The following is a 21,068-nucleotide window of genomic DNA, read 5'->3' as shown; positions in this document are numbered from 1 at the left end:
GCCGGCAAGGCTGACGACTTCGCACCGACGATTCTCGACCTGTTCGATCCCAGCCCGCGCGAGTACATGAAAGGAAGCTCTCGCCGTGCTCGACGACGTGTACCGGGATATCGCGGAATGGCAGCCCATAACGGTGCGAACCGGCGAATGGGCGCTGCTGTTCGCGTCCTGGGACAGCCCGATCGAATTGTACGACCTGACCACCGACCCGGCGCAGAAGTGCGACGTCGCCGCCGATCATCCGGAAGTGGTGGCCACCTTGCACGAAGTCCTCCTTCGCACCCTAATCTGGGGCGGCGCGGGATGCTTCGGCAATACAGCCACGAAACGATCGGTGATGTCCGGCGATGATGCCCCACAGCCTCAAGTCCAAGGTGGTGCTCGGCGTCATCGGTGCCGAAACCATTTCCCAGACCAGTACCCGCATGACCTGGGTGGCGTTGCCATGGCTGGTCCTGACCACCACCGGCTCGCCGGCGAAAATGGGGGCGGTACTGGCGGCGAACCTGTCGTCCATGGCGTTGCTGGGCATTCCCGGCGGTGCGCTGGCCGGCCGGCTAGGGCCGTGGCGCACGATGCTGCTGTGCGATCTGGCACGCGCGGTACTCGTTTCGGCGATCCCTTTGCTGCACTTACTGGGGCAGTTGCCTTTTCCGCTGCTGCTCGTGCTGGTTTTCCTCATCGGTGCCTTCTACATTCCGCACCACTCGTCCCAGCAGGTCGTGCTGCCCACCGCCGTCGGCGACTCCGAAGTCGCGATCGCCAAGGCGAATTCGGTACTCCAGGGCACGCTGCGACTGGCCAGCCTGCTCGGACCACCGATCGGAGGGGTACTCGTGGGCGTGCTGGGCGCGCCGGGCGTGCTGTGGTTCGACGCCGGGACCTACCTCATTTCCGCACTGATCGTATGGCGGGTGGTTCCGCGGGTCGCGCCACGCCCAGAAGTCCAGGGCTGGGCGGTCCTGACCGCCGGGATGCGCACCCTGTGGCGAGACTGGCTCCTGCGACGGTGGACGCTCGCGATCTCGGCGTTCGAGGTCTCGTGGCAGATGATCATCGCGGCGCTGCCCGTTCTGGTGCTGTTCCGGTACCAGGGCTCCGCGTTTCTGCTCGGCATGCTGACCTGTTCCCTCGGTATCGGCTCGGTGCTCGGCAACATCGTGGTGCTCCGGGTGATGGACCGGGTGGAACCGCTGTGGTGGAGCGTGCTGACGAAGGTGCCGCAGACAGCGGTCTTCTGGCTGTTCGTCCCGGAACTTCCGGCGATCACGGTGTGCGCGGTGCTGGCGGTCGCCGGCTTCCTCAACGGGCTGCTCGAAGGCCCGGTGCGCGGTGTGCAGATGAGCCGGACACCCAAGCCCATGTGGGCACCGGCGATGGGCGCCTTCTTCGCCATCACCGTGCTGTGCGGAGCACTCGGCCTCGCCGCGACCGGCCCGCTCGTCGAAGCGAGCACGCTCACCACGGTCTTTCTCGTGGCGGCCGTCTTCCAGACGATGGGAACGATACCGTTCGTGACCGCAGCTCTCCAAGCCAGACAGGGAATTCAGGCCCAACCGGAAGGCTGACCGTGCCTGCTCGACAGGGCGACCAACTCGCTGGGCAACCAGCCGGCCAGGCACAGAGACAGCGTTTTCGGCACCCGGCGCACTCGATCGTCGGCCGCTTCGAGGTCAGCGAGGTGGCACAGCGCGGCGATTCGGGCACGCAGGCAGTTCCGTATTGCACGCTCGCTGCGCCGGGGCAGGTCGGCGTATCGCGAACGTCTCCTCATACCGACCCGGATTATGGAGTAGTGCGTGAGAGCCAGGGAAAGCAGTTGCGCGAAGGCGTCGAGTTCGGGCATTCCTGGGATCTTCGCTGCCGCTCTGATCGCGTGCCCGATCTGAGGCCAAGAAAGGTCGAAGTTGACCCAGCTCAATGCGACACCCGAGCCACCGCTGAAGATCTTGAGTCGCTCGAACAGCGGAAGCCTGACGAACGAGAATCCGAATCTCGTGACAGCGTCGACGTGCTCTGCGGCAGTGATAGCGGCCGGGCCTTGGCAGGGATCGACCTGGTCGATCTTCCATACACGTCGCGATCGGCGTCATCGACCAGGCCAGGGGCCGGCCTGGAGCTGAATCCAGTCCCCGCCTGCCCCGCGTCCGGGGACAGGTCACGTACTCCTGAACAGTCGGTCCAGATGCACGTCGATCGCGGCGAGCGCGTCTTGGGGCCCGAGCACGTCGAGTTCGATCAGGGGGGTGAAGCCGGTGAGGGCGAGGAGCAGGTTGGTCTCGGTCGCCGGGTCGCGGCCGGAGTCGATGTGCCCGTCGGCGATCGCCTGGCGGACCAACTGCTCGACGAGGGCCCGCCCTTGGACGAGGCCGCGGCGCGCCTGCTCGTGCACGGCCTCGTCGTGCAGCGCCTCCAGGAGGTAGGCGGCGCTCATCCGGCTGGTCGCCCGGGCGTCGGGATGCAGGGGGAGCATTTCCGCGAGCATCAGCCGCAGCGCGTCACGGGGGTGCGGGCGGTCGCCGAGTTTTTCGAGTCCCTGGTGTACGCGCCCCGAGGTCTGCTCGGACGCGAAATCCATGGCGAAGGAGAGCATGGCGGTCCGGGAGGGGAAGTAGTGCTGCAGCTGCCCGAGTGACATGCCCGCCTCCTGCGCCACCACGCGCATCGTCAGCTGTGTGACACCGCGCTGCTCCGCCACCCGCCACAGTGCGCGGGCGATTGCTTCGCGGCGTCCGCGGTGATCCACCTGTTTCGGCATCGCCGGCCCTTCCCTCGTGCCCGGAACTGTTCCAATACAGTTGACATAATACATCTGACCCATAATCCTGGGGTCCGCGCGAGGGGAAGGAATCGGCATGTCCGAACAGCCAAAGGTACGGACCACGGAAGGCGTGGTGCAGGGGTGCCGTCGGCAGGGACACGCGGTGTTCCGCGGCATCCCCTACGCCCAGCCCCCGGTCGGAGCGCTCCGCTTCGCCGCACCCGCGCCGCCGCACCGCTGGGAGGGGACGAGGCAGGCTGTCGAGTTCGGCCCCGTGGCGCCGCTGTCCCTGCCGATCGACGTGCCCCCGCAGGGCACCGACTGGCTGACGCTCAACGTCGGCACTCCGGATCTCGGCGCGGCGGGGCTGCCGGTGCTGGTGTGGATCCCCGTGGGCGGCTACCTCTCGGCGGCGTCGAGCGACCCGATGTACGACCCGGCGGCGCTGGCCGAGGCGGGAGTCGTCGTGGTGACCATCAACTGCCGCGTGGGCGCGGAGGGATTCGCGTTCCTCGACGACGTGCCGCCCAACCGCGGATTCCTCGACCAGATCGCGGCGCTGGAATGGGTGCAGCGCAACATCGCCGCCTTCGGAGGCGATCCCGGCCGGGTCACCGTGGGCGGGGTGTCCGCCGGGGCGGGCTCGGTCGCCGCCCTGCTGACGATGAAGTCCGCGCGCGGCCTGTTCCGGCGGGCCATCGCCCATTCGGTGCCGGGGCTGCACAGCACCCCCGCGCTGGCACGGCAGGTCACCGCCACGTTCGCGGACCGCCTCGGCGCGGCGGCCCCCACCGCCGAGGCCCTGCGCGACATCGACCCATGGCACCTGGCCGCCGAGCTCACCTCCTTCAACGCCGGCCTCCACGCGCACCGGGAGAGCTGGGGACGCCTAACCGAGACCGGCACCGCACTGTGCCCCGTCGTCGACGGCGAGGTCCTCCCGGAAACGCCTTGGCCCGCGCTGACCGGCGCGCGAGCGAGCGGGACCGAACTGCTCGTCGGCCACACCCGGGACGAATTCCGGTACTTCAGCGTCGTCAGCGGACGGTATGGCACCTTCACCGAGGAGGACGCCCACGCGGTCCTGGAACTGCACGCCCCGCGGCCGGACGGCGCGCGGGCCTACCGTGCCGCGTTCCCGCAGGCAGGCCCGGAGGAGCTGGTGGAGACGGTGTACTCCGACGCCCTCTTCCGCATGCCGTCGCAGAAGCTGGCCGAGGCGAACGCGGCAGCCGGCGGCACCTCGTACCTGTTCGAACTGTGCTGGGCCGCCCCGGTGCGCGGCGGCATCCTGGGCGCCTGCCACAGCCTCGACGTGCCCCTGGCGTTCGGCACGCTGGACAGCCCCGTCGGCACCCAGCTCATCGGCGAGGAGCCCACTCCCGAGGCCGTCGCGCTCTCCCGCGAACTCCAGGAGGCATGGGTCCGCTTCGTCACCACCGGCGACGCGGGCTGGTCCGCTCACCGGCCCGGCGGACACCTCACCCGCGTACTGGACACCGAGTCGAAGACCCTGCCCTACCCCGAAGAGGCATCCCGCCAGATCTGGGAAGACCACTCCCCCGTCCCCTTCGGTCTCTCGTAATTGTCCGGGGCGGCTCCTGGATCCATCTTCGAGAAGTATCCGCAGCCTGCTCGACGCGCCCACCGTGGTGCGGACCGCCAGGATCCGCACCACCGCTTCCCGCATGATTACTCCGGTAACTGGCAATACCAGGCGTTACGACGGCACAGGCCGGTGGCCCGGAGCCACCAGCCGGGCTACGCGGTGAAGAAATCGGTCAGCGCGCGGGCGATCCGGCGCGGGGCGTTCTCGGTGGGGATGTGTTTCGCCTCCGGGATGCGGATGAGCGTCGTTCGCGGGATCTCGAGTGAGAACTTCTCGGCGTACTCCACCTTTTCGAATTCGTCGTCCTCTCCCCAGATCAGCAGCTTGGGCGTCGTGGACCGCCGCAGTGCCGGAACGAGGTCGAGGGTGTAGCGGCTCGCGGCCGCGCCCGCCATCGCCAGCCAGGAGCGGCGGACCCGCGGATCGATCCACGGATCCAGATACTCGGCGACCCTCTCCTCCGTGGCGGCGCCTGCCAGGTCCGTTGTCACCGCTTGCCTTCGGGCGGCGAGAAACTCGTCCGCGGTGATCGCCCTGGCCACCGCGGGGTCCAGAAGCCGGGCCACGTGCGGTGCGGGCCAGGAGTCGTAGGTGACCGAGTTGACCAGCGCCAGCCGGGACACCGCCCCCGGATCGTGAGCGAGGAGATGCTGGGCGACGGCGCCGCCGATGTCATGACCTGCCACAGCGACCGGACCGGAGAGCTTCACCGCGGACGCGAACCGCGTCACCCACTCCGCGAGGACCGGGACCGTGGCCGTTTCCAGGGTGAGCTCGCCTCCCGAGCGCCCCAGTCCGGGGAAATCGACCGCGACGGGCCGCAACCCCGCCTCCGCGAGGTCACTCAGCACCGGAAGCCACACCCGGCTCCAATACGTTCCGTGCAGCAGCAAGACGACCGGACCGTCCTGCCCCGCGGTCAAGTAGCTGATCGAATCGCCGTCGACCTGGACCGCCGTCCTCCGCACGCCCGTTTCAGTGCATACACCCATAGGGCCACTGTGACTCGATGCCCACCTCACTGCCGAGGCCCGGAAAAGACATTGATCGGCGAATTCCTGCCAGGGACCGCACACTGCTCAGCCCGTGCGGGGCGTTCAACGTTGCCCGCCGGTCCTGAGGAGTTGTTTGACCACCTTCCCCATCTGGTTGCGCGGTAACTCGTCGAGGAACACGACCTCGCGTGGCCGTTTGTGCCGGGACAGGCGTTGGGCGACGTGATCGATGAGGGCTTGGCCGTCGCGATCGGGGCTGATCACGAAGGCGACGATCTTCTGGCCCAGGTCCGGGTCCGGGACTCCGACCACCGCGACGTCGACGACCGACGGATGGTCCATCAGCGCCGCCTCGATCTCACCGGCCCCGATCCGGTACCCACCGGACTTGATCAGGTCGGTCGACGCGCGGCCGACGATCCGGTGGAAGCCACCGGAATCGCATACGGCCAGGTCGCCGGTACGGAACCAGCCGTCATCGGTCCAGGCTTCCGCGTTGGCGTCCGGACGGTCGAGATAACCGCTGAACAGCATCGGGCCGCGGACCTGGAGCGCGCCGACGGTCCGGCCGTCGTGCGGGATCGGGCCCGCGTCGTCCGCCGACGGCGGCATCAACCGGGTTTCCGCACCGGGAACCGGGAGCCCGACCCAGCCGGCGCGCCGTTCTCCGGACGCCCGCGCGCTCACCGTGATCATGGTTTCGGTCATGCCGTATCGCTCGACCGGCGACTGCCCGGTCAACTCCGCGATGGCTTCGAACAAGGGCGACGGCAAGGGCGCGCTCCCGGAGACCAGCAGGCGCGCTTTGCGCAGGGCATGTGCCGACCGAGGATCCTGTGCGATCCGGTTCCACACGGTCGGGACGCCAAAGTACATGGTGCCGTCGACCGCTGCGTACCGCTCGGGCCGCGGCGCCACCGTGTGCACGACACGGGACCCCCGGCGCAGCGAGCCGAGCACACCCAGAACCAGGCCGTGGACATGGAACAGCGGCAGACCGTGGACGACAGTGTCGTCGGGAGTCCAGTCCCACGCGGTGAACAGCCCGTCCAGTCCGGCGGCGATCGCGGCGCCGGACAGTTGGACACCTTTCGGCGCACCTGTCGTCCCGGAGGTGTAGACGAGCATCGCCGTTCGCTCCGGATCGACGGCCCGCGGCGTGAGCGGGGACGAGCCGGGAGTGATCGTCGGCAGGTCGACGCACTGCGGAAGGTCGCCTGACCAGGCCGTCGCACCCGAATCGCGGATCATGTGGGTCAGTTCGGCCGGGCCGGAGTCCGGAGGGACCGGCAACACCGGCACACCGGCGAGCAGGCAGCCGGTCACGGCGACGACGGTGTCCATCGTCGGCGTCGCCAGGACCGCGATCGGTCCGGTGTCGGGGATCGCGGCCGCGAACCGGCAGGCCCGATCGACCAGTTCGGATCTCGACAGCACTTCGTCACCGACGACGACGGCGCGCTCGAGGTCTTGTCCTGAACCAAGAGAAGTAAGCAACAACGGGATCTCCGGCTTCTTTGTGGGGTGATCAGAGCACCATCGCGGGCAGCACGAGTACACCGACCAGGACGAGTGGCCCGAGCACGACCATGGTCAGGCCGTACCGGGTCAGCGACGCGGTCACGCGGGGCCGCGCTTCGGGATCGACGGTGGTCGCGACCAGCGTCGCGCCCACCGTCGAGAAGGGGGATATGTCCACAATGGAGGAACAAAGGGCCAGCGCGCAGATCAGCGCCCAGCCTGGCAGACCCCCGTGCTGGACCAACGGGATGGCGAGCGGGACCAAGGCGGCGAGAATGCCGGTCGTGGAGGCGAACGCCGATACCAGACCGCAGACCGCGCAGATCACGAGTGCGGCGAAGATCGGCGCGCTCGGACCGGAGGCGAGGTGCCCGAGGAGGTCGACGGCGCCGATCTTCTGCAGGACACCGACGTAGGTGATGATCCCGCCCACCAGCAGCACGGTCGACCAGTCGATCTCCTTGAGCGCCGTCCTTCCGCTTTCCGGGTCGATCAGCGCGAGGACCGCGCCGAATCCGAAGGCGAGCACGCCGACATCGGGCTGATCACTCCGCACCGCGAGCACGACGACCACGGTGAGGAGGCCCAGTACGGCGAACGCGGTGATGACGTGGATCGTCCGGAGCGGCGCGACCCCGGCAGGCTCGACGGTCTCGTCGCCGTCCGAGAACGGGATTCGCCGTTTGCCGGGGCCTCCGAACTTCAGGTAGGACGCCCCGAGCAGGAGCAGGTTCATGCCGATCGCGACGGCGAACAGGACGAGCGGATCGAGTTCGATCCCCGCCGAGTCGGCCGTTCCCCAGGTGACGATGCCGAACAGGGAGGTCGGAGCGAAGCCACCGGCCGACAAACCCGTGCCGATCGCGAGCGCCATCAGCATCGGGTCGATCCCCCGACGATGTGCCACCGACATGCCGATCGGGGCCATCACCAAACCGCCGAGCGGGGAACCCATCGCCGAGACCAGACCGGTGAGGACGAAGAAGGCCACGGGCAGCGCCCCGGTCCGGCCTTGGACGAAAACCAGTGCCCGGTCGACGAGTCGTTCGATCGTGCCGTTGGACTTGGCGATGCCGAAGAAGAACGTCACCCCGACCAGCAGGATCAGGATGTCGATGGGATAGCCGCCGACGATGTCGTCGAGCGGCATGCCCGCGAGCAGCCCCATCGCGGCGGCGGCGGCGAACATCGCGATGCCGATATGCGTGCGGCGGATCTCGGCGATCACGAACACGGCCGCGAATACCGCCAGCGCCACGATCTGCACGGTCATGCGCACACCTCCATTGGTGTCCCACTACCCGATCGGTCCACTGTGTGGCACACTGGTGCACTAGATGGACCGCTGGCGGCTACCGTAGGCCGGACACGCGAGGAGGGTCAAGCAGATGACGACGAACAGCGTGATCTCGGCGATCAAGGTGCTGGAGGCGGTGGGCGAGTCGCAGCCCGTCGGTTTGTCCGAACTGGCTCGCCTCGTCGGCTTCCCGAAGAGCACGGTGCAAAGGACCCTGCGAACGCTGGAGGAGGTCGGCTGGTGCCGCACCGACGACACGGCCCGCTGGCGGCTGACCTATCGGGCGTTCGCGGTCGGGAACCAGGCGCGTGACGCCGGCGGGCTTCGGGAACGGGCGTTGCCGATTCTGCACGAGCTTCAGCTCGAGACCGGCGAGACGATCCACCTGGCCGCTTCCGACGGCCGGGAACTGGTGCTCCTCGAACGGCTCGACACCGCGCATTCCCTGCGCGCGTTCCTGCCGTTGGGCTACCGCATCCCCCTCAACGCCTCCGCCACCGGGCAGGCCTACCTGGCGGCGTGCACCGACCTCGCGGTCGACGCCTATCTCGACGGTGGCGTTCTCGAACAGCGCACCCGGCGCACCATCGTCGATCCGGACGCGCTGCGTGCGCGGCTGACGGAGATCCGGGCCCGCGGCTGGTCGCTCAACCAGGAAGGCCTCAGTGACGGCATCGTCGCGATCGGGGCGGCGATCCTGGACACGGACGGCCGGCCGCTCGGGGCCGTGTCCGTGTCCGGTCCGACCGTGCGCATGACAGAAGCAGTGTTCGACGCGCACGGCAGCGCCGTCGCGGAGGCGGCGCGGCGGATCTCCCGTGGGCTCGGCACGGGTCTGTGATCTGTTCGCCACCGGCGTCGTCCTGCTCGACCGCGGGGATCCAGCCACCCTCCCCCGTTCTCCGGGTGACTTGCTCGCCGGCTGGGTTATCGGGTGATGTCAAGAAACTGGACCGTCCATGTCCGCTCGGTCTTCCGGACGAGTTGGATCGCGGCGTACTCGTTGACCAGGTCTGGCGCCCCACCGGGCGACGTCTCCTTGTCGCGCCCGGTCCTGGCGTCCAGCACGATCGGTCCGCGGTCGTGAAGCGTGCCGTAAAGAGCGCCGTTCCACGTGGAGTTCAACCGCGGAACCAGGCGGCCGGACTTGTCAGAAGAGCCGCCGAGCGTCCAGAGCAGGGCCGCGCTGGTCGCGTCGTAACCCATGAGCATGCCCCGGAACTGGCACACCGTCGTGCTCCGACCGTCGTACGAGCACGCTTCGATCTCGACATCGCGCGTGGTGTCGAACCCCGGGACCTGCTCCGAGATGCCGGTCGCGGTGGCGAGGATTGTGTAATGCGAATCGTCCGAACCCGGGCCGTCATCGCTGGCCAGCAGCCGGCTCGGACCGAAGGTGGCGAGTCGGAGCCTCTCGCGACCGCCGAGGGCGGTCCACAACTGCGCACCGGAGTTCGCATTGGCGGCCTTGACCTCGAATGGCGCGTACTGGTCCCAGTAGCCCTCGGTCGCTGACCGGCCGGCCACCACCTCGCCGTCGACCAATACCGCCTCGAAGTTGTCGAGCTTCCACGTTTGTTCGCGTGAGGCAAGGTCGACACCATACGAGGTGTGGTTCGTTGTCTCAGCGCCGGCCACGACGACCGCGGTGGTCGCGGTGGCCCCGGCGACGAAGACGCGGGGAAACGACGGGCTGATGCCCGGGACGGCCAGGTTGGTGGTCCACAGCCGTTTCCCGGTACGTATGTCCATCGCGACGAGTTCAGCTCTCACACTGTCGGGTGTCGTGCCGCTGCCCGCGACCAGGACCGGGAACGCCGCCAGCGCTGCCTTCCTGCCGTCCACCTCCACGACGGCGGGTGGTCTCGGCTGGCCATCGGGGTCATGGTCCTCCACCGCAGGGCCGACCGGTCCGACCGAGCCGACCGGTGACCCGGTGCCGGGATCGACCGCGTTGACACCGTTGGAAGTGATGTACAACAGGCGGTCCTCGGCAAGAGTCACCGTGCCGCGGGCCACTCCGTTGATCGACGGCACTCCTGTTGGTTCGAACCGGGTGGGTGCGTCGGTGCGAGGCGTGACCTTGGGACCGGTGGTGGGCGACGCGGCGGGGGCCGATCCGATCGGCACTGTGGGCGAGGCGGGGAACGGAGTGCCGACGATGCGATCATCGCCGATCCGGTACGCGGTGATCCCGCCGCTGACCAGCACCAGCGCGAGCACCAGGCCGCCAACGCCGATACGGGTGCGGCGAGACTGGTCGACGTTGCCGCCTGCGATGGCACTGCCCCGCATCGTCGTCGTGCCGCTGACGGTGACGGTCGCACCGCCGACCGGGGAACCGGTGGGCGGAAGGGCGGCGGACGAGTCAGTTCCGCTGTCGGCCAGGTGGCGCGGGTCCGCGGGGTAGGGATGATCGGGTAGACCGATCCAGGCGCGGCACGTCGTTTCCTTCTCCGCGACCTCGACCGGGCGAAACGTCGCCGGGTCCACCACCCTGCTGTGGCGCACCACCTCGTCGAAGAACCACGGCGACACGATCAGGGCGAGCGATCCTGGCGACTGCGCCAGCGCGGACTTCACCGGCGCGGCTTCGACCAAGCGGAAGGTGGAGATCACCGAGGCCGCCGTGACACCGTGCTCGTCGTAGGCCACCTCGCCGGCATGCACAGCCATGCGCAGGCGGATCTGCTCCTCCGGGCGACTAGCGGTGTTGTGCTCCCGCAGGGCGGTGGCGAGCGCTGTCGGGACGACTTCCACGAAAGGCGCCTTCGGCACCAATGCGGGCGCCAGCACGAACACGGCGTCACCGCGGTCCTCGCGGTCACATTCGTCCCACGACACGCCCGCCTGGGTGAACGCCTGCTCGACCACCCGGTACAACGCGTCACGGGCCACGACTTGGTCGCCGTTGGTGCGGCGAGGATCGCCGAAGCTCTCGATGTCTACAACGACGATTGTCTTGTGCACCACCGACGTTTGCTCCACGCACGTTATTCTCACACTTGAGGGTCAGCGGGCGCCCACAGTTCGAGCAGAACGTGGTGGCCAATTCTGAAGCGGCCGATGATTCTGCTCCGGGCTTCTCGCTCGAGCGGGAGAATTCGTTGACATCGAAGAAATCACCATCTGGCGTGCCGGTTCGCGCTACCCTCGGCGGCTTCGTATCGCTTCGATCTCGGAGTCGCTCACCAACGCTTCGACCAGCACCTCCGAGCCGGCGACCTTGGTGGCCCACAGGTCGTAGTCGGTATACAGGCACCAGGAGCGATCCTCAGCCCAGAGGTTGGACGGGCTGAAGTCGGTCTCAGGATCGTCGTACAAGATCGCGGCGTCGCCGAGCTTCCCCACGCGCACATGGAGATTCTCGAAGTCGACGGCCCCGAGCGTCAGCGGGCTGTAATAGGCCAGGCAGCGGGTGACCGGACCCGCGGGACTATGTTCGGTGAGGATCTCGAGCAGCCGCGTCCAGGTCTCGCGGTCCAGGCTTCCCTCGGTGGGCGGAACGATACCGAGCGGCCAACTGCCTTCCTTTTTGACTGAGGGAAAGCATCGGTACGAGGGAAGCAATCCGTCGGGAACCACAGGGTCGCCGGTACGCCGGGCAAGCTCCGCCCAGCGCAAGCGCCGCCACCCGGAACCGGGGTGCTCGGCACGGCCGAGCCCGCCTCCCGTGGTCACGCTGACCGCGTCGAGGTCGACGCCGCCGATGATGTGGGGCTGGACGCTTCCATCCGCGAGGCGCGCCTGGTGGTACTCGTGATGAGTCGTCTCCATCGGCCCTCGTTCGTGCTCGTACATGGCGTTGAGCACCCACGCCGCGTCAGGCATCGCCGGTGGCATGAACCCGGTCAGGCCGTCCCCGCATACCGTCACCAACCAATCCGTGACACCAGACGGGGCCGGCGGCCACAGCTTCGACAACGCGGACATGCCTGCATGATTCCAGTCAGCACGCGCAGAGCTTGCCGCCCGGTCGTGGCTTCGGCAACACGCGTGGCACGCGGTCACCAGCAAAGCGCCAACGCCTGTCTCCGTTCCCGGATGGCCAGCGCGACCGAGGCCGCGGCCAGACCGCTCATGACCACCGTCGCGGCCGCCAGCCGTCGGAGCCGCCACGCGGATCGGTTCGCCCGGGCCGTCTCTTCGTCGCGGGCCCGGATGCTCGCGTCGAGGAACTGGTGTTCCCGGACGGACAATCTCGTCCATCCGGCCAACGCGATCGCTTCGTCGAGCTGACTGCCCCGGTAGAGCGGCGCCGGGTCGCGGTTCGCACGTTCCCACACCCCGGCGGCCTCGGTCAGCCTCCGGTGCAGGTACAGGGCGCCGCGGCCGGTGGACAGCCAGCTCCGCAGCCGCGGCCACTCCCGGATGAGCGCGTCGTGCGCGAACTCCAGCCCGTCGGCGCCGGCGGTCACGAGCCGGGCGTCGACCAGCCGGGCGACCACCGGCGCGGCGGCCGGGTCGAGTTCGTGCGCGGGGACGCGCCGCCGGGTGTCGTGGCCGTCGGTGCCCAGCGTGGTCAGCCGGAGGAACACGTCACGCGCCTGCTGTCGCCCGAGCTCGTCGAGCTCGCCGAAGACCTCCTCGGCCGTGTCGGCCAGGGCACGCGTTATCCCGCCGGACGCCTGGTACGCGGCGAGGGTGAGCGTGGCGCCGTGAGGGCGTTGCCAGGTCCGGCGCAGCGCCTGGGAGACGAGCGGGAGAACGCCGTGCCCTCCCGCCGTCTCGGCCATGATCGTGGCGACCAGCGCGCCTTCCAGCTGGTGTCCGGCGGCGATCGCCGGGCGCATGATCGCCGAGCGCAGCTGCTCCGCGGTCATCGGCCCGGTGTCGACCCGGTTCTCGGGGCGCAGCGCCGCGGCGAGCGCCGGGTACCTGTCGCAGCGTCCGATGAAGTCCGAACGCACACCCACCACGAGCCGGGTCCGGCTGTCCGGTTCCTGGACGGCGTGCAGGAGCACCGCGACGAAGGCGTCACGCTCTTCCACGGTCCGGCAGCGGGTGAAGACCTCTTCGAACTGATCGACGACGAGCAGCAGTTCCGCGTCCCCGTGCCGCCTCGCCAGGAGCTGACGGACACGCAGATGCAATCCCGCCGGATCCGCCGTCAGCTCCCCGTGCAACCGGACCGCCGATCCGCCACTCACCGCGGCCAGCTGGATCGCGCTTTCCCGGAGCGGATGCGGTCCGGGAGTGAGCCGCAGGATCACCCGATCCCGGCCGGATCTCCGGAGAGCCGCGATCAGCCCGGCCTCCAGCAAGGAGGACTTGCCGGCTCCCGATGCGCCGGAAACCGCGAGGAGTCGCCGTTCGGTGACTTGGCGCGACAATTCTTCGACAAGGTGCTCGCGGCCGAAAAAATAGCCGGCCTGATGCGCCCTGAATGCGTCGAGACCCGGATAGGGGATCTCTTCGTCTATTTCCTCGGGCTCCGGGGCACGGTTCATCGCGGCGGTCCCGTACCAGCGCTCCTCCCACTCGGCGAGGTCGCCTTCACAGGCCCGGACATAGGCCAAGGTCACCGCCAGAGTCGGCAGTTTTCGGCCACCCGCCGCGTCGGACAAGGTGCTCGCCGCGTAGTGGGCCCGCTTGCTCAATTCGCGGTACGGCGGGCTTCCGGCGTTCTCACGCAATCGTCGTAGCTCCCCCGCGAACTGTGACAACGAATCTTCGTCCGTAACGAACGGACGCTCATGCCGTGGCATCAGCCACCCCCCAGGTGTCTGCTTTTCTCCATTGTCCGGAAGTTTGTCGTTCGCTGTCCACTCCCCGGCACAGAACGCTCCCGGCGCACTAGACAGATGACAGCGGGTGCCGTGCTTTACGCGGCGCTCGTTCTCGAAAATCGGAAATGGATCGCCGGAGGGGAAATGGATAACGTGACGATCCGCAGAATCGCGGTGGCGGCGGGGGCCGTGGCGCTGACCGGGGGTGTCCTGCTGGCAGGCGCCGGCTCGGCGTCCGCCGACACCAAGGGGAAGCATCACTCGGCGATCGGCGGGGAGGTCGGCACCAGTCACGTGGCCAGGTGGACGACCACCTACTACGACGGCGTCGCGTGGAACGCCACCGTGTTCGTGGACTACGGCCGCAGCGGCGCCTGGACCAAGTGCTCGGACGGCCACGAAACCCACGGACCGTTGGTGGGACCGGGCACCTGGCTGTGGGGCGGCGACTGCTACAACCACGGCCGCATCGTCAACTACGGCTGGTACGACGGCTGACAGTGAGCTGAACGGCGGCCCATTCCCTTATCGGGGGCGGGCCGCCGTCACCCGTCCGCCACAACGACGCCGTCGTGCAGCACCGCACGAGCGACATGCTCACCACGTAACAGCAAACAGCCCGGTTCGCCGGCCATCCACCAGACGGCTAGCGCTTGATCGCGACGCCTCCGGTCATGAAGCGCACCCCGATGGTGGTCGCGTCGGTGACAACCTCGTCGGGCCGCCAGAGCGCCAGCGGCACAATGCCGGGCAGCAGGATCTCCAGCCCGTCGAAGAAGGTCGCCAACTCTGCCGGCGTCCGGACCCGGCCAGTGCCGAGCTGGGACAGCAGCACGCGCTCCAGCTCCTCACTCTCCGAAGAATCGCTCAATCGCGTGAAGTTCGTGATGAAGAAGTACGAACCGGACGGAACGGCGTCGCGAAGCTTCGCGACGATACCGTTCGGGTCCTCCTCGTCGAGCATGTGATGCAGGATGCCGCACAGCATCACGCACACCGGCTTGCCGAAGTCGATCATCTCCTGCACGTCGGGGTGCGCGATGACCTCTTCCGGATTGCGAATGTCGGCGGTGACGACCCTCGTGTTCGCGTTGTCCTGCAGCAACGCCCTGCCGTGCGCGAGCACGATCGGGTCGATGTCGACGTAGACGACCTTCGCGTCCGGATTCACCTCCTGCACCACCTCGTGCGTGTTGCGCACGGTCGGCAGGCCGGAGCCCAGGTCCAGGAACTGCGTGATGCCCTCGTCCGCGGCCAGCTGCCGCACCACACGATGCAGCATTGCTCTGTTGTGCAGCGCGATCTCTTTGAGCTCCGGCATCACCTCGAGGCTCGCCTCGGCGACCTGCCGGTCAATCGCGTAGTTGTCCTTGCCATTCAGCATCACGTCATAGACGCGCGCCGCGGTGGGGACTCCGTCGTCGAGAATGACGACGTCGGACCCGGGCTGTGCCGCACTGTCGGAGGACATCGAGAGTGGCTCTCCTTGCCGATCGTCAGGAACACCCGGCATGGTAGCGGTTCCGACACCACGCGTCACCGGGCCACCGGCCGTCTCACGGCATCGCTGACCAAGCCCGGCCTAACCGAGCACCTCGCGCATGAAGGCCACCAGCCAGTGCTGGGCCGGGCTTCGCGCGTGCGGGTGCCGCGCGTACACCGACACCTGGGCCGGCTCGACCTCGAACGGCAGCTCGAACAGCCGGACCCGGTGCTCGGCCGCGAACATCTCCGCCACCAGCCTCGGCACCATCGCCACCAGCTCGCCGTCCTGCACCATGTACGGCAGCGTCGCGAAGCGGGTCACCTCGAGCACCACGCGGTCGAGCAGGCCGTACGCCTCCAGCGCGCGGCGCGGGCCGTCGTGGCCGGTCGGGCCGAACACCGTCACGTGGCGCTCAGCCGCCAGTTGACCCAACGACACAGCGGAGCCCAGCCGCGGGTGGTCCCGCGCCACCATCCCGAGATATCCCTCGGAAAACAGCGGCATGCGGGCGACTCGCTGGGAGCTGATCAGCGAGGACGCGATGAACGCGTCGACCTCGCCGCGGCCGAGCTGGTCGGCCGCACGGTCGACGTCCAGTGGCCGGACGGTCAGCGTCACCCCCGGCGCCCGCGAAAGCAGCGCCACCATCAGGCGCGGCAACAGCGACATCTCCCCTAGGTCCGACAGGCACAGGGTGAGCTCCGCCCGGGCCGTCGACGGCGAGAACGACTTCGCGCCGCTCACCGCCGTCTCGATCTCCGACAGCGCGCTGTGCAGAGGCTGGTAGAGCGCACGAGCGGTCGTCGTCGGCACCAGGCCGCCGCCGGTACGGCGGAACAGCTCGTCGGAGAACCGGCGCCGCAGCTTCTGCAGGCTGTAGCTGATCGTCGGCTGCGTGACGTGCAGGGACTCCGCCGTGGCGGTCACGCTGCGGGTCTCGTAGAGCAGCACGAACGTGCGCACGAGGTTCAGGTCGAAGTCCGGCATATCGATCCCATCGATGAAGCAGCGAGCCAACATTTATTGGAACACAGCCGCGCGGCTTCATAGAGTCGGTCCGACTTCGAGGAGGCCCCACCCATGCCCACCGCTCTCCGGCTCGCCCACGAGTTCCTGGACCGCCGTGGCCTGACCACCGTCTTCGGCAACCCCGGCTCCAACGAGCTGCCGTTCCTCGCCGGGATGCCGGAGCATTTCCGGTACGTCCTCGGCCTGCACGAAGGTGCCGTCGTCGGGATAGCCGACGGCTACGCGCAGGCGACCGGCCGCCCGGTGCTGGTCAACCTGCACGCCGCCGCGGGCTCCGGCAACGCGATGGGCGCGCTCACCAACGCCGTCTACTCGCGTTCTCCCCTGGTGCTCACCGCCGGCCAGCAGGTCCGGACGGCGATCGGGCCGGAGGCGATGCTCGCCAACGTCGACGCGACGCAGCTGATGCGGCCGCTGGTCGCCTGGTCCGGTGAGCCGAGCTGCGCCGAAGACGTCCCGAGGTCGCTCGCGCAGGCGGTCTTCGAGGCCGAGCTGCACCGGCGCCCGACCTACCTTTCGGTGCCCTACGACGACTGGGCCGCCGAGCTGGCGGAGAGCGCGACTCTCGACCGGCACGTCCAAAAGGGACTGGCCCCGAGCGAAGCCCAGCTCGACGCGCTCGTCGCGAGCGTCGCCGCGGCGAAGAACCCGGCGCTGGTCCTCGGCGGCGACATCGACGCCACCGGGCTCTTCGACCGCGCCGTCGCCCTGGCCGAGCACCTCGGGCTGCCGACGTGGGTGGCGCCGTCGCCGCACCGGCTGCCCTTCCCCAACCGGCACCGGCTCTTCCGCGGCGTGCTGACCGCCGGCATCGCGCCGGTGTCGGCCGCACTGACCGGGCACGACCTCGTACTGGTGCTCGGCGCGCCGGTCTTCCGCTACCACCAGCACGTGCCCGGCGCGTATCTGCCCGAAGGCACCCGGCTGATCCAGGTCACCGACGACTTCGGCGCCGCCGCCCGCGCGCCGATGGGCGAGGCGCTGGTGGCCGACCCGGCGCCGGTGATCGAGGCGCTGCTGGCCAAGGTGCCCGCACGCGGAACTCCCGGCGAATACGTCGAAAACCCGGAACCCAGGACCGGCGAAAAAGCGCTGCATCCGGAGCAGGTGTTCGCCGCCCTGCGCGACACCCAAGCCGCCGACACCCGCTACGTCGTCGAGTCGACGTCGACGAACTCGTCCTGGTGGCGGCAGATGGACCTGCGCCGCGAAGGCTCGTACTTCTTCCCTGCCGCCGGCGGGCTCGGCTTCGGTCTGCCCGCCGCGGTCGGCGTGGCGATGGGCAGCCCGGATCGCCCGGTGGTCGGCGTCATCGGCGACGGCTCGGCCAACTACGGCATCACGGCGTTGTGGACCGCCGCGTACTACCGCGTCCCGGTCACCTTCGTGATCCTGCGCAACGGCGTCTACGGCGCCCTGCGGTGGTTCGGCGAGCTGCTCGGAACGCCGGACGTGCCCGGCACGGAGATCCCCGGCATGGACTTCACCGCCATCGCGGCCGGCTACGGCGTCGAAGCCACCACCGCCCGCGACGAAGACGACTTGCGCGTCCAGCTCAAGGCGACCCCGGACGGCCCCCGGCTGATCCAGGTCGACACCGAACCGACCACACCGGAGTGATCATGACCTTGCTGGAGAACGAATTCCGAGGCGGCAGCGGTGGGACCCACCAGGTCGTCGAGCCGGCCACCGGGAACGTGCTGGGAAGCGTGGGCATCGCGACGCCGGGCGACGTCGCGGAAGCCGCCACGGCCGCCGCGAAGGCGCAGCGGGACTGGGCCCGGCGCAAGCCCGCCGAACGCGCCGCCGTGCTGCGCCGCGCCGGCGAGCTGTGGGAGACGCACGCCGCCGAGGTGCAGGACTGGATCGTCCGCGAAGCCGGTTCGACACGGCCCAAGGCCGGGATCGAGACCGAGATGGCGGCCGGGATCTGCTTCGAGGCCTCGGCCCTGCCCACCCACCCGCTCGGCGAGGTGCTCAGCACCGGCGAACCCCGCTGGTCGCTGGCCCGGCGGGGGCCGGCCGGCGTGGTTTCGGTGATCTCACCGTTCAACTTCCCGCTGATCCTGGCCATCCGCTCGGTCGCCCCCGCGCTCGCGCTCGGCAACGCGGTGCTGCTCAAGCCCGACCTGCGGACGGCCGTGTGCGGCGGGGTGAGCATCCTGCGCGTCTTCGAGGAGGCCGGGCTGCCCGAAGGCCTGCTGCACCTGCTGCCCGGTGACGCCGCCGTCGGCGCCGCGGTGGTCGATGCGCCCGAGGTGTCGGTGGTGTCGTTCACCGGCTCGACCGCGGCCGGTCGGAAGGTCGGCGAAGCCGCCGCGCGCTCGCTCAAGCGCGTGCACCTGGAGCTGGGCGGCAACAACGCGCTCGTCGTGCTGCCGGGCGCCGATGTCGCCAAGGCGGCCTCCGCCGGCGCGTTCGGCTCGTTCCTGCACCAGGGGCAGATCTGCATGACCACCGGCCGCCATCTGGTCCACGAGTCCCAAGTGGACGAATACGTCGAAGCGCTCGCCGAGAAGGCGCGGCGGCTGCCGGTCGGGAACCCGGCCGCGGGCGACGTCGCGCTCGGCCCGATCATCGACGACCGCCAGCTCGCGCACGTCACCGACGTCGTCGACCGGAGCGTCGCGGCGGGCGCGCGGGTGCTCGCGGGCGGCAAGCCGGACGCGCCGTACTACCCGCCGACCGTCCTTTTCGGACTCGACGACACGAGCCCGGCCTGGCGCGAGGAGATCTTCGGCCCGGTGGCGCCGGTGCGCGCCTACCGCGACCTCGACGAGGCCGCACGGCTGGTCAACGACTCCGAGTACGGCCTGTCGGTCGGCATCCTCGGCGACGTCGGCACCGCGATGAAGCTGGCCGACGAGGTCCGCTCGGGCAAGGTGCACATCAACGAGCAGACCGTCGGCGACGAGCCGACCGCGCCCTTCGGCGGCGTCGGCGACTCCGGCAACGGCTCCCGCTTCGGCGGGGCGAAGGCCAACATCGAGGCCTTCACCGAGACGCAGTGGCTCACCGTCCGCGCGGACATCGCGAATTACCCGTTCTGAGGAGGGCGACGATGACAACGACGTCTCGTGGCAAGTGGACGGCGGTCCTCTGCTGGCTGACCGTCCTTCTCGAGGGCTACGACCTGGTCGCGCTCGGCGCCACCATCCCGAGCCTGCTCAAGAGCGGCTACCTCGGCTTCACCGCGGCCGGCGCGACCGCGGTCGCCACGGTGTCGCTGATCGGCGTGGCCGTCGGCGCCGCCGGTCTCGGCCCGCTCACCGACCGGTTCGGCCGCCGCGTGCTGCTGATCGGCTCGGTCCTGCTGTTCTCGCTGTTCACCCTGCTGACGCCGCTCGCGCCGAATGTCGCGACATTCGGCGTCTTCCGGTTCGTCGCCGGGCTCGGCCTCGGCGCGTGCATGCCGGTGGCGCTCACCGTGATGTCGGAGAACCTGCCGTCCCGGCGGCGCGCCAGCGCGAGCACCTTCACCATGACCGGCTACCACGTCGGCGCGGTGCTGACGTCGATCCTGGCGCTGTACGCCAAGGAGGACTGGCACCTGTTGTTCTACGGCGGCGGGATCGTCGGCCTGCTGGCCGTGCCGCTGATGTGGTGGAAGCTGCCCGAGTCCGCGGCCTACCTCGCGGCCCGCGAAACGTCCGAGCGAGTGGGGCTCAGGGATCTGCTCGGTTCCCGGTTCCGGCGGATCAGCATCGCCGTCTGGACTGGTTCGTTCATGGGTCTGTTGCTGGTATACGGGCTCAACACCTGGCTGCCGCAGCTGATGCGCACGGCGGGCTACCCGATCTCGACGTCGATCACGTTGCTGCTGGTGCTCAACGTCGGCGCTGTGCTCGGGCTGGTGCTGGCCGGGACGATCGCCGACCGGTTCGGCATCCGCCCGATCGCCCGGCTCTGGTTCGGTGCCGGGGCGGTCCTGCTGGCGGCGCTGAGCCTGAAGATCGGCAACGCGGTCGTGCTCAACGCGGTCGTGCTGCTGACCGGCGTGTTCGTGTTCTCCGCACAGGTGCTCATCTACGGCTACGTCGCGCAGGCGTTCCCGGCGTCGGCCCGCGGTACCGCGCTCGGGCTGACGTCGGCGGTCGGCAGGCTGGGCTCGATCCTCGGCCCGTTCGTCACCGGGGCACTGGTGACGGCCGGGATCGCCTACCCGTGGGGTTTCTGGTTCTTCGCCGTCGTGGCCGCGCTGGGCCTGGGCGCGTTGCTACTGCTGCGCGGCGAGACGCCGGCCGAGGAGCGGTTGACGCCGGTGTCCGCCGGGTAGCCGCGAAGGGTCGGCCACCGGGACGCGGTCGCCCGAGTTCATGCACGCGTTCTGCGCGCAGCATGGGCTTGCGGCAGCCACTCAAGGAACGCCGGAAGACGACTGTCGACGCTGAACGGATCACAATCCACAGGAACGTCGTCGAGCAGACCTGGCCACATCGTCCTGGCCGCGTTGAAGTAGGCCTGCCCTTCGCGTTGCTCGGGGTGACGTCGCCGTACCTCGGCGACAACGTCAAGGTACTCGTCGAAATCGTCCATCAAGGCCTCCCCGCTCACGCGTCGATCCTAGCGTCCTGAGTCGTTGGTTCGTGTCTTGATTTTCCAAGGGGCTGCGAGTGCCAATGAGGGTTTGAGGGGTGTCCT

18 protein-coding genes are annotated in these 21,068 nt (G+C 69.1%); 7 read left to right on the top strand and 11 right to left on the bottom strand.

The features are described 5' to 3' along the window. Window positions 1-347 precede the first annotated feature (347 nt). A complete protein-coding gene (locus ACIBTM_RS34810) occupies window positions 348-1,568 on the top strand; it encodes an MFS transporter (RefSeq protein WP_395881393.1) in 1,221 nt (406 codons plus the stop codon). Here ACIBTM_RS34810 and ACIBTM_RS34805 read toward each other — a convergent pair. After that, window positions 1,547-1,846, bottom strand: coding sequence for a hypothetical protein (locus ACIBTM_RS34805; protein ID WP_395881392.1), 300 nt, complete (start codon window positions 1,844-1,846; stop codon window positions 1,547-1,549). The genes ACIBTM_RS34810 and ACIBTM_RS34805 overlap by 22 nt on opposite strands. A 312-nt stretch (window positions 1,847-2,158) precedes the next feature. Continuing rightward, window positions 2,159-2,758, bottom strand: coding sequence for a TetR/AcrR family transcriptional regulator (locus tag ACIBTM_RS34800; RefSeq protein WP_395881391.1), 600 nt, complete (start codon window positions 2,756-2,758; stop codon window positions 2,159-2,161). Between the two features lie 97 nt (window positions 2,759-2,855). Between ACIBTM_RS34800 and ACIBTM_RS34795 the strand changes: the two genes are divergently transcribed. After that, window positions 2,856-4,346 (top strand): carboxylesterase/lipase family protein, encoded by a 1,491-nt coding sequence (locus tag ACIBTM_RS34795; protein WP_395881390.1) that lies wholly within the window; start codon window positions 2,856-2,858, stop codon window positions 4,344-4,346. 176 nt (window positions 4,347-4,522) lie between these two features. Here ACIBTM_RS34795 and ACIBTM_RS34790 read toward each other — a convergent pair whose 3' ends face one another. The 3 genes from ACIBTM_RS34790 to ACIBTM_RS34780 form a co-directional block, all read right to left on the bottom strand. Further along, window positions 4,523-5,362, bottom strand: a complete 840-nt coding sequence (locus ACIBTM_RS34790; protein ID WP_395881389.1) for an alpha/beta fold hydrolase — start codon at window positions 5,360-5,362, stop codon at window positions 4,523-4,525. Window positions 5,363-5,467: 105 nt separating this feature from the next. Beyond that, window positions 5,468-6,865 (bottom strand): acyl-CoA synthetase, encoded by a 1,398-nt coding sequence (locus ACIBTM_RS34785; protein WP_395881388.1) that lies wholly within the window; start codon window positions 6,863-6,865, stop codon window positions 5,468-5,470. A 28-nt stretch (window positions 6,866-6,893) separates the two neighbouring features. Further along, the gene (locus ACIBTM_RS34780) at window positions 6,894-8,159 is read right to left on the bottom strand and encodes an SLC13 family permease (RefSeq protein ID WP_395881387.1); all 1,266 of its coding nucleotides are present in this window, start codon (window positions 8,157-8,159) and stop codon (window positions 6,894-6,896) included. 115 nt (window positions 8,160-8,274) lie between these two features. Here ACIBTM_RS34780 and ACIBTM_RS34775 point away from each other — a divergent pair, with 115 nt between their 5' ends. Beyond that, window positions 8,275-9,024, top strand: a complete 750-nt coding sequence (locus tag ACIBTM_RS34775; RefSeq protein ID WP_395881385.1) for an IclR family transcriptional regulator — start codon at window positions 8,275-8,277, stop codon at window positions 9,022-9,024. An 86-nt stretch (window positions 9,025-9,110) separates the two neighbouring features. On the opposite strand, the gene ACIBTM_RS34770 is transcribed toward ACIBTM_RS34775, so the two are convergent. The 3 genes from ACIBTM_RS34770 to ACIBTM_RS34760 all read right to left on the bottom strand — a co-directional run bounded on the left by ACIBTM_RS34770 (window position 9,111) and on the right by ACIBTM_RS34760 (window position 13,819). Beyond that, a complete protein-coding gene (locus ACIBTM_RS34770; protein ID WP_395881384.1) occupies window positions 9,111-11,171 on the bottom strand; it encodes a hypothetical protein in 2,061 nt (686 codons plus the stop codon). A 159-nt stretch (window positions 11,172-11,330) separates the two neighbouring features. Continuing rightward, a complete protein-coding gene (locus ACIBTM_RS34765) occupies window positions 11,331-12,059 on the bottom strand; it encodes a hypothetical protein (protein ID WP_395881383.1) in 729 nt (242 codons plus the stop codon). A 131-nt stretch (window positions 12,060-12,190) separates the two neighbouring features. Next, window positions 12,191-13,819: a hypothetical protein gene (locus tag ACIBTM_RS34760; protein ID WP_395881382.1), complete on the bottom strand. Its 1,629-nt coding sequence runs from the start codon at window positions 13,817-13,819 to the stop codon at window positions 12,191-12,193. 246 nt (window positions 13,820-14,065) lie between these two features. On the opposite strand from ACIBTM_RS34760, the gene ACIBTM_RS34755 reads away from it, so the two are divergent. After that, a complete protein-coding gene (locus ACIBTM_RS34755) occupies window positions 14,066-14,410 on the top strand; it encodes a hypothetical protein (protein ID WP_199755118.1) in 345 nt (114 codons plus the stop codon). Between the two features lie 148 nt (window positions 14,411-14,558). Here ACIBTM_RS34755 and ACIBTM_RS34750 read toward each other — a convergent pair whose 3' ends face one another. Beyond that, window positions 14,559-15,383 carry an SAM-dependent methyltransferase gene (locus ACIBTM_RS34750; protein WP_395881599.1) on the bottom strand — a complete coding sequence of 275 codons (825 nt, stop codon included), beginning with the start codon at window positions 15,381-15,383 and terminating at the stop codon, window positions 14,559-14,561. Window positions 15,384-15,494: 111 nt separating this feature from the next. After that, window positions 15,495-16,385 carry a LysR family transcriptional regulator gene (locus ACIBTM_RS34745; protein ID WP_395881381.1) on the bottom strand — a complete coding sequence of 297 codons (891 nt, stop codon included), beginning with the start codon at window positions 16,383-16,385 and terminating at the stop codon, window positions 15,495-15,497. Window positions 16,386-16,478: 93 nt separating this feature from the next. Here ACIBTM_RS34745 and mdlC point away from each other — a divergent pair, with 93 nt between their 5' ends. The 3 genes from mdlC to ACIBTM_RS34730 are packed head-to-tail and all read left to right on the top strand — an operon-like array spanning window position 16,479 to window position 20,703. Beyond that, the gene (gene mdlC, locus ACIBTM_RS34740) at window positions 16,479-18,047 is read left to right on the top strand and encodes a benzoylformate decarboxylase (RefSeq protein WP_395881380.1); all 1,569 of its coding nucleotides are present in this window, start codon (window positions 16,479-16,481) and stop codon (window positions 18,045-18,047) included. A 2-nt stretch (window positions 18,048-18,049) separates the two neighbouring features. After that, window positions 18,050-19,477 (top strand): benzaldehyde dehydrogenase, encoded by a 1,428-nt coding sequence (locus ACIBTM_RS34735; protein WP_395881379.1) that lies wholly within the window; start codon window positions 18,050-18,052, stop codon window positions 19,475-19,477. A gap of 11 nt (window positions 19,478-19,488) precedes the next feature. Next, window positions 19,489-20,703 (top strand): MFS transporter, encoded by a 1,215-nt coding sequence (locus ACIBTM_RS34730; protein ID WP_395881378.1) that lies wholly within the window; start codon window positions 19,489-19,491, stop codon window positions 20,701-20,703. A 38-nt stretch (window positions 20,704-20,741) separates the two neighbouring features. Here the strand turns inward: ACIBTM_RS34730 and ACIBTM_RS34725 are convergent, their stop codons facing one another. Continuing rightward, a complete protein-coding gene (locus ACIBTM_RS34725; protein WP_395881377.1) occupies window positions 20,742-20,963 on the bottom strand; it encodes a hypothetical protein in 222 nt (73 codons plus the stop codon). Window positions 20,964-21,068 lie beyond the last annotated feature (105 nt).

It is taken from the genome of Amycolatopsis sp. NPDC049868 (assembly GCF_044461365.1).
Lineage (GTDB): Bacteria > Actinomycetota > Actinomycetes > Mycobacteriales > Pseudonocardiaceae > Amycolatopsis.
This window is presented reverse-complemented; position numbering and strand designations above follow the sequence as displayed.